The 13,576-nt window shown below is 62.0% G+C and carries 10 protein-coding genes; 4 read left to right on the top strand and 6 right to left on the bottom strand.

Features of this window, described 5'->3' with window-relative positions; translation table 11 throughout:
- Positions 1-150: 150 nt before the first annotated feature.
- The 6 genes from NVV93_RS14765 to NVV93_RS14740 all read right to left on the bottom strand — a co-directional run bounded on the left by NVV93_RS14765 (position 151) and on the right by NVV93_RS14740 (position 8,556).
- Positions 151-1,191, bottom strand: coding sequence for a DUF2157 domain-containing protein (locus NVV93_RS14765; RefSeq protein ID WP_258251386.1), 1,041 nt, complete (start codon positions 1,189-1,191; stop codon positions 151-153).
- A gap of 332 nt (positions 1,192-1,523) precedes the next feature.
- Positions 1,524-2,990, bottom strand: coding sequence for an ATP-dependent RNA helicase RhlB (rhlB, locus tag NVV93_RS14760; protein ID WP_258251385.1), 1,467 nt, complete (start codon positions 2,988-2,990; stop codon positions 1,524-1,526).
- A gap of 102 nt (positions 2,991-3,092) precedes the next feature.
- Entirely contained in the window at positions 3,093-4,256 is a 1,164-nt protein-coding gene (locus tag NVV93_RS14755) for a dipeptidase (protein ID WP_258251384.1), read from the bottom strand.
- Positions 4,257-4,550: 294 nt separating this feature from the next.
- A complete protein-coding gene (locus tag NVV93_RS14750) occupies positions 4,551-5,489 on the bottom strand; it encodes a GGDEF domain-containing protein (protein ID WP_258251383.1) in 939 nt (312 codons plus the stop codon).
- Between the two features lie 210 nt (positions 5,490-5,699).
- Positions 5,700-7,607 (bottom strand): acyl-CoA synthetase, encoded by a 1,908-nt coding sequence (locus NVV93_RS14745; RefSeq protein WP_258251382.1) that lies wholly within the window; start codon positions 7,605-7,607, stop codon positions 5,700-5,702.
- Positions 7,608-7,899: 292 nt separating this feature from the next.
- Positions 7,900-8,556 (bottom strand): alpha/beta hydrolase, encoded by a 657-nt coding sequence (locus NVV93_RS14740; RefSeq protein ID WP_258251381.1) that lies wholly within the window; start codon positions 8,554-8,556, stop codon positions 7,900-7,902.
- A gap of 431 nt (positions 8,557-8,987) precedes the next feature.
- On the opposite strand from NVV93_RS14740, the gene NVV93_RS14735 reads away from it, so the two are divergent.
- From NVV93_RS14735 to NVV93_RS14720, 4 genes are all read left to right on the top strand, one after another.
- A complete protein-coding gene (locus NVV93_RS14735; protein WP_258251380.1) occupies positions 8,988-10,016 on the top strand; it encodes an amino acid ABC transporter substrate-binding protein in 1,029 nt (342 codons plus the stop codon).
- Between the two features lie 91 nt (positions 10,017-10,107).
- A complete protein-coding gene (locus NVV93_RS14730) occupies positions 10,108-11,292 on the top strand; it encodes an amino acid ABC transporter permease (protein WP_258251379.1) in 1,185 nt (394 codons plus the stop codon).
- Between the two features lie 148 nt (positions 11,293-11,440).
- Entirely contained in the window at positions 11,441-12,535 is a 1,095-nt protein-coding gene (locus tag NVV93_RS14725; RefSeq protein ID WP_258251378.1) for an amino acid ABC transporter permease, read from the top strand.
- 10 nt (positions 12,536-12,545) lie between these two features.
- A complete protein-coding gene (locus NVV93_RS14720; protein ID WP_258251377.1) occupies positions 12,546-13,313 on the top strand; it encodes an amino acid ABC transporter ATP-binding protein in 768 nt (255 codons plus the stop codon).
- Positions 13,314-13,576 lie beyond the last annotated feature (263 nt).

Genomic DNA, 13,576 nt, shown 5'->3' with positions numbered 1-13,576 from the left:
TGAGAGGCGCACAGATGAATCGGGGACAACCGGTGTGTGATTGCACCGGCTTATTGCCGATTTCAGGCTGGCGCTTCACCGGTTTTTTGGCGTGAAGCGCAGGTTTAAGCAGGCAACCTGGCCCGTTATCGGCTGCCTGGTTTAGGTGCGTTAACGACGCAGGGCCGGCAGATAGTTCAGCAAACTGTTGGGCAGACGTGCGCGCAGGCCTTGAGTGAGGGCATCCCGACGTTTCTGGTAGACCAGTCCGAGGCCAATCAAGGCCAAACCGATGAGGGTCAGCACAATCGGAAACAGCAGCGAATCACGGAACACCGTGTAAGAAAGATGGCCCAGGTAGCCGGCCACGCCGAGTGCGCCGAAGACCATGAACAGCGGCCGGCGTAGCAACACCGCAATCGCCATTAGGCCGAGATTGATCAGGCAATACAGTGCTTTGCCCAGCTCGCTGCCGCTGTCCATCAGGCTCAATCCGCCCCAGAACGCCAGCAGGCCGGCGAAGTAGCCCCAGAAGGCGAAATCCTGGCGGCTGCGGCCATCCACCAGCAGGCTGACCAGCAGCAGGGCTAGGCCGAACCACAGGGAGATCCAGCGCCGCTGATCCCAATCGAAGATACCGCCATACACCAGCTCGGTGAGGTCCATGGACATGAACCACAGCGCTATAGCGATCGGCATGACGATGAACGGGAAGGGCAGCAACCGCAGCATCAGCAGGCCGACCAGTACGGTGGCGACCTCCATCGCCAGCCAGCCGCCGCGCACGTAGACGTAGTAGTCGTGGAAATCCTGCTGGCCATCGTCCAGCGGCCATAAGCCGGTCAGTCGCTCGACGGCGAATACCGCCAGCGGCGTCAGGCTGACCGCCACGGCGCCGAGCAAGCCGCCGGGAATCCTCTGGCCGCGTTTCCACAGACTTACCCCGGTGACGGTAAACAGCAGCATGTAGATGAGCGCGATCGCCAGCAGGGCGAGTTCGCCGATATCCATCCAGGCTTCGGTGAGCAACCAGCCCATGGCGCCCATGATCAGCAGCGCGCCGAAATAGTAGGCGATATGCGCGAGCTGGAAGCTGGCGCGGGTCTCTGGTTGCTGGCTGAAGAACTCCAACAGGGTGCGGTCTTGGCCGGGTTGCAGCACGCCGGCGCTGACGGCGCGGGCGAAGTCTTGGGCGTCGAGTTTCAGGGTCATACGGGCCTCCATTGCCCAGGGTGATAGGAGATTCTGGCGCTAACGGTTATTCCTAGAATGGATGGATTTGTAGGAAGGGTCGAGGAGCGCAGCGACGATACCCATCAATGTATGCCGATGGGTATCGCGGTGCTCAGCAGCGTAGGGCGGACCGGAGCGCCGGCGGCTCAGGAGCGCAGCGAACAGTCCGCCGAATTGTCAGGGCCGACATCGCGGCGTACTGCTGCGCGAGTACGCCCTACAGCTTGAGCCTGGCGATACCCCGATGATCGCCAGCCCAACAAAAAAGGCGAAGCCCAGTGGCTTCGCCTTTTCTCTTTCTCACTTGCCGATCAGCGCTTGTGCGGCACGGCCTGGAGCAGTTCGACTGACGGGTACTCGCAGTTGATCTTGCGCCCGAGCAGCGCTTCGATCGGCGGCAGGGCGAAGGCATCGTCCTCGCCGGCGAAGCTGATCGAGGTGCCGCTGGCGCCCGCGCGACCGGTACGGCCGATGCGGTGCACATAGTCGTCCGGCACTTCCGGCAGGGTGAAGTTGATCACGTGGCTGATGCCGTCGATGTGGATGCCGCGACCGGCAACATCGGTGGCCACCAACACGCGAATCTTGCCTTCCCGGAAGCCTTCGAGGGTCTTGATTCGTTTGTGCTGCGGCACATCGCCAGACATCTGCGCGGCGCTCACGCCGTCGCGCACCAGGCGCTCTTCGATGCGCCGCACTTCATCCTTGCGGTTGGCGAAGACCATTACCCGGGTCCAGTCGTTCTGGGTGATCAGGTTGTACAGCAGCTTGTACTTGTCGCTGCCGGCGACCGCATAGACATGCTGTTCGACGGTATCGCTGGCGACGTTTTCCGGCTCGATTTCGACAATGGCCGGGTCGGTGGTCCATTGCTTGGCGAGGTTCATCACGTCTTCGGTGAAGGTCGCGGAGAACAGCAGCGTCTGGCGCTCGCTCTTCGGCGGGGTCTGGCGAATGATCTGCCGAACCTGCGGGATGAAGCCCATGTCGAGCATGCGGTCGGCTTCGTCGAGGACCATCACTTCGACCATGTCCAAGTGCACTTCGCCGCGCTGATTGAAGTCGAGCAGACGGCCAGGCGTGGCCACGAGGATGTCGCAGAAGCGCGTTTCGAGCTGGCGCAGCTGTTTATCGAAATCCATACCGCCGACGAAGCTCATCACGTTGAGGCCGGTGTACTTGGTCAGCGTTTCGGCGTCTTTGGCGATCTGCACCACCAGTTCGCGGGTTGGCGCGATGATCAGTGCACGCGGCTCGCCCATGTAGCGCTCTTTCGGCGGCGGGGTTTGCAGCAGCTGGGTGATGATCGAAATGAGGAACGCGGCCGTCTTGCCGGTGCCGGTCTGGGCGCGACCAATGGCGTCCTGGCCCTTGAGGGTGAAGCCGAGGACCCCGGCCTGGATCGGCGTGCAGTAGGGGAAACCCAGGTCGTGCAGGGCATGCATCAACTCGGGAGCGAGGCGGAAATCGTGGAAACGCGTTTTGCCTTCCTGCGGTTCGATCGCGAAGTCTTCCAGCTTCCAGGTGCTGACCGGCGGTTTGGCCAGGCGCTCGCGACGCGGTTTGGCGGCTGGGGCGGATTCGCTAGGCTCCGTCTGCTCGAGCTCGCTGGTCGCTTCGCGTGGCTTGGCCACGCGGGCCGGCTTGTCGGCTCGCGGCTTGCGGGAGCGGGTTTCGCTGCTGTCGACGCTAGCAGATGCGGAAGAGCCGGAAACCGGGGCGGACGCCGGCTGTTCGCCTTCGCCCTTGCCAAACATTTTCTTGAGTGCTTTGAGCACGGCGATCTCTTCAATTGGTTAAGGAATGAACGGCCGCCAGTGTAAAGCAAGATGCCAGTGCGGCGAAGCGCCGCGCACCGGGCATCTTGCCTAGGGCGAGATTCAGGCCTCTGGCAGGGCGGCGAGCAGCAGGCGCTGCACATTGCCGCCCATGATCGCGGCGATCTGCTCGGGACTGAAGCCGGCCTGCTGCAGGCCTTCGGTGAGTTGCGCCAGGCCCGTGGCGTCGAATGGCGCATGGATGGTGCCGTTGAAGTCCGAGCCGAGGCCGACATGCTCGACGCCGATCTTGTCGGCGGTGTAACGGATCGCCTTGACGATGGCGGCGACCGAGGTGGCGCACACCGCGGTATCCCAATAGCCGATGCCGATCACTCCGCCGGTGGCGGCGATGCGCCGCAAGTGCTCGTCGCTGAGGTTGCGCGGCCCGGGGCACGTGCCCTCGACACCGGTGTGCGAGACCAGCACCGGGCGAGTGGCGATGGCCAGCACGTCATCGATCAATGGCCGCGATGCGTGGGCGAGGTCGATCAGCATGCGTTTCTTTTCCAGGCGGGCGACCACTCGCCGGCCGAATGGAGTCAGACCACCTTTATCCACGCCATGGGCGGAGCCGCCAACCTCGTTGTCGAAGAAGTGGGTCAGGCCGGTGATGCGAAAGCCGGCGTTGTACAGCCGGTCGACGTTCTCCAGGCGGCCTTCCAGCGGGTGCAGGCCTTCGGTGGCGAGAATCCCGGCCAGGCGCTGTGGGTCGCGTTGCCAGGCGGTGATGAACTCGCGCAGCTCCTGGCGGTTGTTGACCAGTACCAGGCGGCCATCACTGGCGGCTGCAGCCTTGTGCAGTTTTTGGCTCTGATACAGCGCCCGTTCGAGCAGGCTGTCCCAGGTCGCTGGCGGCCAGCGCTGGGCCATGATCAGCAGGGTGATGTTGTCGCTGTCGCTGGCGTTGCGATCGTAGTTGAGATCACGCGGGGTCTTGGTGACGGTGGAAAACACCTGCAGGGCGACCCCTCCGTCCAGCATCCGCGGGATATCGGAGTGTCCATAGTTCAAGTGCTTGAGCACATCGCGCTCCCACAACAGCGCATCGTCGTGCAGGTCCGCGATAAACAGGGTCTTGTGCAGCTGTTCGGCCGCCGGACTGGCGGGATAGGGCGCCGGCGACTCGACGGTATTCATCCGCCGGTCAAGCACGCTGGGCAGGCTGAAGAACACGCCCAGACCGATGACGACCAATAGCAGCAGGGCGATAGGCAGTTTGCGCATGATTGCGTCCGTGTTGTTGTTATTAGACTCGGGACTCTAGCGCAGCGGGCGGCCTGGCGGAAACGGCCAGCAACGAACGCCTGATTCGCCACGCTGGGTATCGTCGCTGCGCTCCTCGCCAGATCCTATGGGCTTGTTGTATTTGCCTGGAATAAAACCTGAGATTGGCAGCGAGCGAGCCGCGTCGAGACAAGGAGCCTGGCGCGCAGAAACCGCAATGAACTGCTGTTCATGAGGATTTTGAGCACCACGCGACGCAGTATCGGCGTGGCGCAGCCGCTGCCAGCTCAGGTTTCAGCCGGAGAGACAGTTGCGACCTTGCTGCTTGGCTTGATAGAGCGCGCAGTCGGCGCGGGCGATGAGGCTTTGCAGACTGTCTTTGGGACGCATCTGCGCCAGGCCAATCGATACCGTGACGCCCGGTAAAATGCCGACCGGCGAGTAGAAGTTGGGGATTAGCTCGAGGCTCTGGCGCAGGCGCTCGCCGATGCTGCGGGCTTCGTCGGCGGCCAGCTCCGGCAGCACGATGAGGAATTCCTCACCGCCGTAGCGGACCATGCTGTCCTTGGGCCGTAGCTGATTGCGCAAGGTGTGCGCGACCAGGCACAGGGCATAGTCGCCGGCCAGGTGGCCATGCTGGTCGTTGTACGGCTTGAAGTGATCGACATCGATCATCAGCATGCACATCGGCTGCTCGTTGAACGCGCAGCGGGTGTTTTCCCGTTCGAAGACATGTTCGAGCCAGCGCCGGTTGAAGCACCCGGTCAGGGTGTCGATATTGGCGTTCTGCTCACTGTCGAGAATGATCTGGTTGCCCTGGCGCACCCGATTGCAGAGCAGTTCGAGCAGGTTTTGCATGATTTGCGGCGATTGGCTGAACAGCTTGAGCAGCGATTCGCGATGCAGGCGCAGCACTGTGGAAGCTTCGGTGGCGACCACGTAGGCGGACGGATGATCGTTGTCGATGAAGCTGATTTCCCCGGCGCAGTCGCCACGCTTCAGCGTGCTGATCGGCTGGTTATCCAGTGAGCCGAGATAGACCTTGAGCTCGCCTTCGAGGAGCAGATAAAGATGCTGATTGCGATTGAACGGGGTGAGGAGCACTTCCCCGCTGTCCAGCGTGCAGGCGTGGAACTCCTTGAGCAGCTGGGTAAGGATGCTGGAGGCAACTTTATTGAACAGCCGCACATGGCTGAGCTGTTGAAGATTTTCCTGCCAGATAGTGGGCTTCATGGCAGGAAACAGTTCAATGACTGGTGTCGGTTAGCCGCGGGCATCGCAAACGCTCCCTGTCGTTAATACGCGTACCTGCCGTGACGTTATTCCGCCACTAGTTAGCCGGCAATCCTTTGCTGTAAGCCAACCGACCGGCGGTCTCGCCGGTGGCGCCGCGGAAACCAGGTCGGCCGCGGCTTACCACAGGCCTTGCGTGTCGCGCGGCGCTCAATCGATTGCGATGATTTCCGCTCTCACCGAGAAGCCGGCAAGCGTCTGCTTGACGCTCGCGTGCAGGGCATCAGTCAACTGCGGCACGTATATGCGAGCGAGCTGCCCGTAGCAATCATCGGCGACCACTTCGACGCGAATACCTGCGGCAAGTGGCTGCAAGCGCGCTTCGAATGTGCGACGAATGGCATCGAAGCGCAGCGCCGGTTTGAACGTCTTGCCGACTGCGGTGAGCGGAAGACTCTCGACGATCCACACATCCTTGGGCACCGCGGGTGGTTCGGCGACATGCGCCGCGGCATGCGCGATCAGTTCCGCCTCGCTGACCTGTGCGCCCGGCTTGAGCTGCACATACGCCACCGGTAGCTCGCCGGCTTTCTCGTCGGGTTTGCCGACCGCCGCGGCCATGGCCACCGCCGGATGCTTGTGCAGCGCCTCTTCGATCATCTGTGGGTCGATGTTGTGGCCGCCGCGGATGATCAGATCCTTGCTGCGCCCGGTCAGCCAGATGTAGCCATCGGCATCGATGCGCCCCAGATCGCCGGTGTTGAACCAGTCGCCATCGATCCAGATGCCCTTGTTCTTGTCGGCCTGCAGATAGCCGTTGAATACGGTTATACCGCGCAGGCACAGGTTGCCGATCTCGTTTTGCTGGGCATCGCGCCGATAGCCACCTTGCTCGTCGAGTACGGCGATCTTTACCTCGCAGTACGGCATACGGATGCCAATCGAGCCGGCACGCCGCTCGCCCGCCGGCGGATTGCCGCAACTGCCGCAGGTACCTTCGGTGAGGCCGTAGCCCTCGATGATTTTCACCCCGGTCTTGGTCTCGAACTGGCGGATCAGTTCCACCGGCATCGGCGTGGCGCCGCACAGCGCGTAGCGCAGACTGGACAGGTCGTGGCCGTCGCTCGGCACTTGCAGCAGCCCGGCATAAATGGTCGGCACACCGCTGAAGAACGTGACCTTGTAGCGCTCGATAATTTTCCAGAAGTTCTGAATCAAGGCCGTACTGCGGTAGCCCTGGGGCGTGGCGAGCAGCACCTGGGCGCCGACGCAGAAGGGCGCCAAGCCGGTGACCATCACGCCGTTGACGTGAAACAGCGGCAGGCCGCAGAGGGTGATGTCGCGCTCGCTGAAATTGATCGCATAGGACAGCACCATCGCCATCGCCACTTCGTTGCGGTGGGTATGCGGGGCCAGTTTCGGCGTGCCGGTAGTGCCGCCGGTGTGGAAGTAGCTGGCGATGTCGTCGGCCTGAATTTCGCGGCCGCTTTCCAGGTGATCGGCCGGGCACTGGGCGATCAGCTCGTCGAAGTCCAGCACGCCTTCCGGCAGCGGCCCGCGCTGCGCCTTGAGCGCACTGCGCTGCGGTTCGGGCAGATAGTTGGCCATGTCCACCACGATCACCGCGTTCAACTCCGGCAGCTGGCCACGCAGGCTCTCGACCTTGGCCCACAGGTCGGTGCCGGGGAAGGGCGCCAGGGTCACCAGCACTTTGGAATTGGAGGCGTGAATCAGCTCGGCGATGTGCTCGGCATCCAGTAGCGGGTTGATCGCATTGACGATGCCCGCCGCCTCGCCACCCCACAGGGTGAAGTGGGTGTGCGGCAGATTGGGCAGCAGGAATGACACGGCGTTGTCCGGCCGCACCCCGAGACGATGGAAGGCATTGGCGGTCTGGGTGATCTTGCCGAACAACTCGGCGTAGCTCAGCTGCCAGGGGTGTTCCTGGCCATCGCCCTGCAGCAGGAAGGTCAGCGCCGTGGCCTCGGCATGCTCCCGTGCGCTGCGACGCAGCAGCTCGTAGGTGCTGGCCGGCATGTCGCGATCCGGCAAGGAAATGCGTTCGATCGACTCGGTATCGCGCAGCGAAGCGATGGCGGGAATGGCGGTCTGGTCCATCTGCGAGGTCCTTGTATGAATGGCGCGACTGTTATCGGTTGATTCAGTTTGTGTAGGGCGGGTTTTCCGCACCGCGGCGTAACCCGCCAGCGCTTTGGCTGAACCTGTTTCAGTAAACCGGACACCGATGTCCGGCAGGGTTGGCGGGTTACGCCTTCGGCTAACAGGCCGTTGAAAAATTACCTACGTTGTCGATACGGCGTTAAAGCGGCTTGTTAACCCACCCGGACCAGCCTGTTTCAGGTATCACCTGTCAGGGGGGGCATATTCCAACACCCGCTCTGTTAATGGCTCAGCCCAGTCGCGCGGTCAGCCAGGTGCCAATATCGCGCACCTCTTCGGACAGCACTTCGTGCGCCATCGGGTATTCCTGCCAGCTCGCCGGGACGCCCTGGGCGATCAAGTAGTCATACGCGGTGCGACCCATCGCAGGCTGCACCACGTCGTCGAATGTGCCATGCAAACAGTAAACCGGAAGTTGCTTTTTGTTATCCGCGACGCTCAAGTCGGCGGCGAACGTGGGCGCATAGGTGGACAGCGCCAACACCCCGCCAAGCGGGCCTTGCCAGCGCAGGAAGGCGGTGTGCAGCACCACTGCGCCACCCTGAGAGAAGCCGGCGAGGAAGATCCGCGCGGGGTCGATGCCACTGTCGCGCTCGGCTTCGATCAGGTTGATGACTTGCTGCGCCGAGGCCTCCAACTGCTGATTGTTGATCGCCCGTGCCGGGCTCATGGCGAGGATGTCGTACCAGCTGGGCATGGTGTAGCCGCCGTTGATGGTCACGGCGCGGTTCGGCGCTTGCGGCAGGACGAAGCGGGTGCTGAGCAGGCGTTGCTGCAGGGCTTCGGCCACGGGCAGGAAATCGTAGCGGTCAGCGCCCAGACCATGCAGCCAGATGACGCTGGCGTCGGCGTTAAGTGTGGGCTGAAGTATCAATGTATCGCTCATGGGTAGCTCCAGTGTGGTGCGGGCGCTTCGCCATGGAGCGGCGGCGCCGTGTGAGTGCGGTGAATCGCGAAAGAAGATGTCGCAAGGGTACAAGTTTCACTCTTGACCCGCTGCAAAGGGGCGGAAAAAGCCGCTGTGGTACGCCGCTTGCTATAGCTCGGATGTAAATAGCTTCGCCGCCAGTTGGTGTGCCCAGTTGTCGTAGCAGAGCCTACCCACAACGCCGGCGCATCAAGGGAGTAATGCGGTCTCCCGCTCATTCGACCAATGGGCGAGAGGTGATTTTTGGCCTGCTGGCGTATCGCCAACTAGGCTTGAACCTTAGGTCTTCACTCCGGTCGATCTTGCTGGGTCCAGAGGATCGAACGTGCCCCACAAGGGTACGGCGGAAGGACTGAGACTCCACAAAAAAATAGCAACTGGAGGTTGTGATGAAGATGGTGAAATCCACCCTGGCTGTACTGACCGCTGCAGCGGTACTAGGCGTCAGCAGCTTCGCCCAGGCGGGCGCTACCCTGGACTCAGTGAAAAAGAAAGGCTTCGTGCAGTGCGGAATCAGTGACGGTTTGCCGGGCTTTTCTTACGCCGACGCCAAGGGTAACTACCTGGGTATCGATGTGGATATCTGCCGGGCCGTCGCAGCCGCTGTTTTTGGCGACGCCAACAAGGTCAAGTACAGTCCGCTGACCGCCAAGGAGCGCTTCACCGCGCTGCAGTCCGGCGAGGTCGACATCCTTTCGCGCAACAGTACCTGGACCAGCTCGCGTGATGCGGCGATGGGCCTGAACTTCACCGGTGTGACCTATTACGACGGCCAAGGTTTTCTGGTCAACAAGAAGCTTGGCGTATCCAGCGCCAAGGAACTCGATGGCGCCACCGTGTGTATCCAGGCGGGCACCACCACCGAGCTGAACCTCTCCGACTACTTCCGCGCCAATGGCCTGAAGTACACCCCGATCACCTATGACACCTCCGACGAAAGCGCCAAGTCGCTGGAAGCCGGGCGCTGCGACGTACTGACGTCCGACCAGTCGCAGTTGTACGCCCAGCGCATCAAGCTGGGCGCGCCGGGTGACTACGTGGTGCTCCCGGAAGTGATCTCCAAAGAGCCGCTTGGCCCGGCAGTCCGCCAAGGCGATGAGGAATGGTTCGATATCGTGCGCTGGACGCTGTTCGCCCTGGTCAATGCCGAGGAGTTGGGCCTTGATTCGAAGAATGTCGTCGACACCGCGAAAACCACCAAAAACCCGGATATCGCTCGTCTGCTGGGCGGCGAAGGTGACTTCGGCAAGGATCTGAAACTGCCGAAGGATTGGGCGGTGCAGATCGTCAAGCAAGTCGGTAACTACGGCGAAGTGTTCGATCGCAATATCGGCGCCGGTAGCGAACTGAAAATCGAACGTGGCCTGAATGCCCTGTGGAACAAGGGTGGTCTGCAGTACGCGCCGCCGGTGCGTTGACCCTCAAGCCAGCGCTGCTTCGCGGCGCTGGTCGTTCTGATTCGCTGAATCGCGCCCTGCACTCAAGGGCGCGGATTCGCAGAGGGCTCTTATGCAAAGCACTGCTGAGGTTCCGCGCCCGCGAGGTTCGATCTGGACCGACCCGAAGGCGCGCGCATGGGTCTTCCAGCTCATCGCCGTGGCGATCGTCGTGGCGTTTGGTTGGTTCCTGTTTCACAACACCCAAGTCAACCTGGAGAAGCGCGGCATCGTCTCCGGCTTCGACTTTCTCGATCAGAGCGCCGGCTTCGGCATCTCCCAGCATCTGATCGACTACACCGAGCGCGACACCTATGGCCGGGTGTTCGTCATCGGTCTGCTCAACACCCTGCTGGTCTCGGTGATCGGCATCATCCTGGCGACCATCATTGGCTTCATCCTCGGCGTGGCGCGGCTCTCGCCGAACTGGCTGATCCGCAAGCTGGCGACTGTCTATATCGAGACCTTCCGCAACATTCCACCGCTGCTGCAGATATTCTTCTGGTATTTCGCGGTGATGCTGCCGATGCCCGGGCCACGCAATAGCCTGAGCCTGGCGGACATGTTCTATGTCAACAACCGCGGGCTGTACATGCCATCGCCGACCCGCGCCGATGGTTTGTGGCCGTTCCTGATTGCGCTGTTCATCGCCATCGTGGCGATCGTCATCATTTACCGCTGGGCCAAAGCACGGCGCGAGGATACCGGTGCGCGGTTCCCGGTGTTGTGGTCGTCGCTGGGCTTGCTGATCGGTCTGCCGGCCCTGAGCATCCTCACGTTCGGCAGCCCATTTCACTGGGAAGTCCCGCAACTGACCGGCTTCAACTTCCGCGGCGGTTGGGTGGTGATTCCCGAGCTGGTGGCACTGTTGATGGCGCTGTCGATCTACACCGCGGCGTTCATCGGCGAGACCGTGCGCGCCGGCATTCAGGCGGTCAGCCACGGGCAGACCGAGGCGGCACGCTCGGTGGGACTGCGGCCGGGGCAGATCTTGCGCCTGGTCATCGTGCCGCAGGCCTTGCGGGTGATCATTCCGCCGCTGACCAGCCAATACCTGAACCTGGCGAAGAACTCCTCGCTGGCCGCCGGTATCGGCTATCCCGACATGGTCTCGTTGTTCGCCGGTACGGTGCTCAACCAGACCGGCCAGGCCATCGAGGTCATGGCCATCACCATGAGCGTGTACCTGGCCATCAGCATCAGCATTTCCATATTGATGAACTGGTACAACAAGCGCATCGCGCTGGTCGAGCGATGAGCCTGGTCATGACCTTGCGAGCTAGGCGAGGCAAGGCAAAAACAACCGAGGAAGCGGAATTTACGACTGTAAATGAGCATTCCGAGGTTGGTTTTAACGCCGAATCGCCGACGCACAGCAGGTTGTGGGTAGGCTCAAAGGAGCTGGTATGACGACACATACATTTAAACCCGACCGGCCGGCACCGCGTACCGTCTTCGGCCCCATGGCTTGGCTGCGCGACAACCTGTTCGCCAGCCCGCTGCATGTGTTGCTGACTGCATTGGCGCTGTATCTGCTGTGGCTGATCGTGCCGCCAATCATCAACTGGGCGTTCCTGCAGGCCGACTGGGTCGGTAGCACCCGTGCCGACTGTACGGGCGAGGGCGCCTGCTGGGTGTTCGTCAAGGAACGTTTCGGCCAGTTCATGTACGGCTTCTACCCCAGCGAGCAACGCTGGCGCGTCGATCTCACTGTGTGGGTGGCGATTATCGGCGCGGCGCCGCTGTTCCTGCCGATGCTGCGGCACAAGGCCTGGTACGGCATCGGTTTTCTGGTGATCTACCCGCTGCTGGCCTACTGGCTGCTGCATGGCGGGCCGGGCCTGGAAGAGGTGCCGACCAGCCGCTGGGGCGGCCTGATGCTGACCCTGGTGATCGCCTATGTCGGCATCACCGGCGCCTTGCCGCTGGGCATCCTGCTGGCCCTCGGGCGGCGTTCGGACATGCCGGCGATCAAGGTCATCTGCGTCACCACCATCGAGTTCTGGCGCGGGGTGCCGCTGATCACCGTGCTGTTCATGTCGTCGGTGATGCTGCCGCTGTTCCTTCCCGAAGGCATGGGCCTGGATAAGCTGCTGCGGGCGCTGATCATGGTGATTCTGTTCGAGGCCGCGTACGTCGCCGAAGTGGTGCGCGGCGGTCTGCAGGCGATTCCCAAGGGCCAGTACGAGGCCGCCAGTGCGCTCGGCCTTGGTTACTGGCGCAGCACCGGACTGGTGATCCTCCCGCAGGCGCTGAAGCTGGTGATTCCGGGGATCGTCAACACCTTCATCGCGCTGTTCAAGGACACCAGTCTGGTCATCATCATCGGCCTGTTCGACCTGCTCAACAGCATCAAACAGGCGGCTACCGATCCGAAATGGCTGGGCATGTCCACCGAGGGTTATGTATTCGCCGCGCTGATTTATTGGGTGTTCTGTTTCAGCATGTCCCGCTACTCCATGCATCTGGAGCACAAGCTGGACACCGGCCACAAGCGTTAGGAGTGAAGTGATGAGCGAAGCGATTCAGAAGCAACCCGCCACCGGTGAGCCGATCATCCAGCTCCAGGGCGTGAACAAATGGTATGGCCAGTTCCACGTGCTCAAGGACATCAACCTAAACGTCCGCCAGGGTGAGCGCATTGTGCTGTGCGGGCCGTCCGGTTCAGGCAAGTCGACCACCATCCGCTGCATCAATCGCCTGGAAGAACACCAGCAGGGGCGTATCGTGGTCGATGGCACCGAGTTGACCAGCGACCTCAAGCAGATCGAGGCGATCCGTCGTGAAGTCGGCATGGTGTTCCAGCATTTCAACCTGTTCCCGCACCTCACCGTGCTGCAGAACTGCACCTTGGCGCCGATGTGGGTGCGCCAGCTACCCAAGCGCAAGGCCGAGGAAATTGCCATGCATTATCTGGAGCGGGTGCGCATTCCTGAGCAGGCGCTGAAGTTCCCGGGCCAGCTCTCCGGCGGCCAGCAGCAGCGCGTGGCGATTGCCCGCGCGCTGTGCATGAAGCCGAAGATCATGCTGTTCGACGAGCCGACCTCGGCGCTCGATCCGGAAATGGTCAAGGAAGTGTTGGATACCATGGTCGGCCTGGCGCACGATGGCATGACCATGCTCTGTGTGACCCATGAAATGGGTTTTGCCCGCACCGTGGCGGACCGGGTGATTTTCATGGACAAGGGCGAGATCGTCGAAGAAAACGAACCCACTTCCTTCTTCGACAATCCACAGAATGAGCGGACCAAACTGTTCCTCGGGCAGATCCTGCACTGAGGCGACGCGGGTTTCACCCGCCCTACGCGAGCTACGTAGGGCGGGTGAAACCCGCCGATGGCCCTCGACGCGTCAGCGGGCGCGGCGGACTGTTCGCTTCGCTCCGAGTCCTACGTGCTGGAGTAGGCGTGGGGTATTCGCGGTTGGCGCTGCCCCTGTAGGAGCGGATTTATCCGCGATCAGCGCTGACCCTATTCGCGAATGAATTCGCTCCTACTCGCCAGCGGAGCGATCATTGCTCAACGACTGAGCCCAGGAGCCTA

The sequence above is a fragment of the Pseudomonas sp. LS44 genome (genome assembly GCF_024730785.1).
GTDB lineage: Bacteria > Pseudomonadota > Gammaproteobacteria > Pseudomonadales > Pseudomonadaceae > Aquipseudomonas.
Note: the sequence above shows the minus strand (reverse complement) of the source record. Positions and strands in the feature narration are given on the sequence as shown.

Coding starts and splice junctions, on each gene's coding strand:
- NVV93_RS14765 (WP_258251386.1), bottom strand. CDS start 1,191: ATGACCCTGAAACTCGACGCCCAAGACTTCGCCCGCGCCGTCAGCGCC.
- NVV93_RS14755 (WP_258251384.1), bottom strand. CDS start 4,256: ATGCGCAAACTGCCTATCGCCCTGCTGCTATTGGTCGTCATCGGTCTG.
- NVV93_RS14750 (WP_258251383.1), bottom strand. CDS start 5,489: ATGAAGCCCACTATCTGGCAGGAAAATCTTCAACAGCTCAGCCATGTG.
- NVV93_RS14745 (WP_258251382.1), bottom strand. CDS start 7,607: ATGGACCAGACCGCCATTCCCGCCATCGCTTCGCTGCGCGATACCGAG.
- NVV93_RS14740 (WP_258251381.1), bottom strand. CDS start 8,556: ATGAGCGATACATTGATACTTCAGCCCACACTTAACGCCGACGCCAGC.
- NVV93_RS14735 (WP_258251380.1), top strand. CDS start 8,988: ATGAAGATGGTGAAATCCACCCTGGCTGTACTGACCGCTGCAGCGGTA.
- NVV93_RS14730 (WP_258251379.1), top strand. CDS start 10,108: ATGCAAAGCACTGCTGAGGTTCCGCGCCCGCGAGGTTCGATCTGGACC.
- NVV93_RS14725 (WP_258251378.1), top strand. CDS start 11,441: ATGACGACACATACATTTAAACCCGACCGGCCGGCACCGCGTACCGTC.
- NVV93_RS14720 (WP_258251377.1), top strand. CDS start 12,546: ATGAGCGAAGCGATTCAGAAGCAACCCGCCACCGGTGAGCCGATCATC.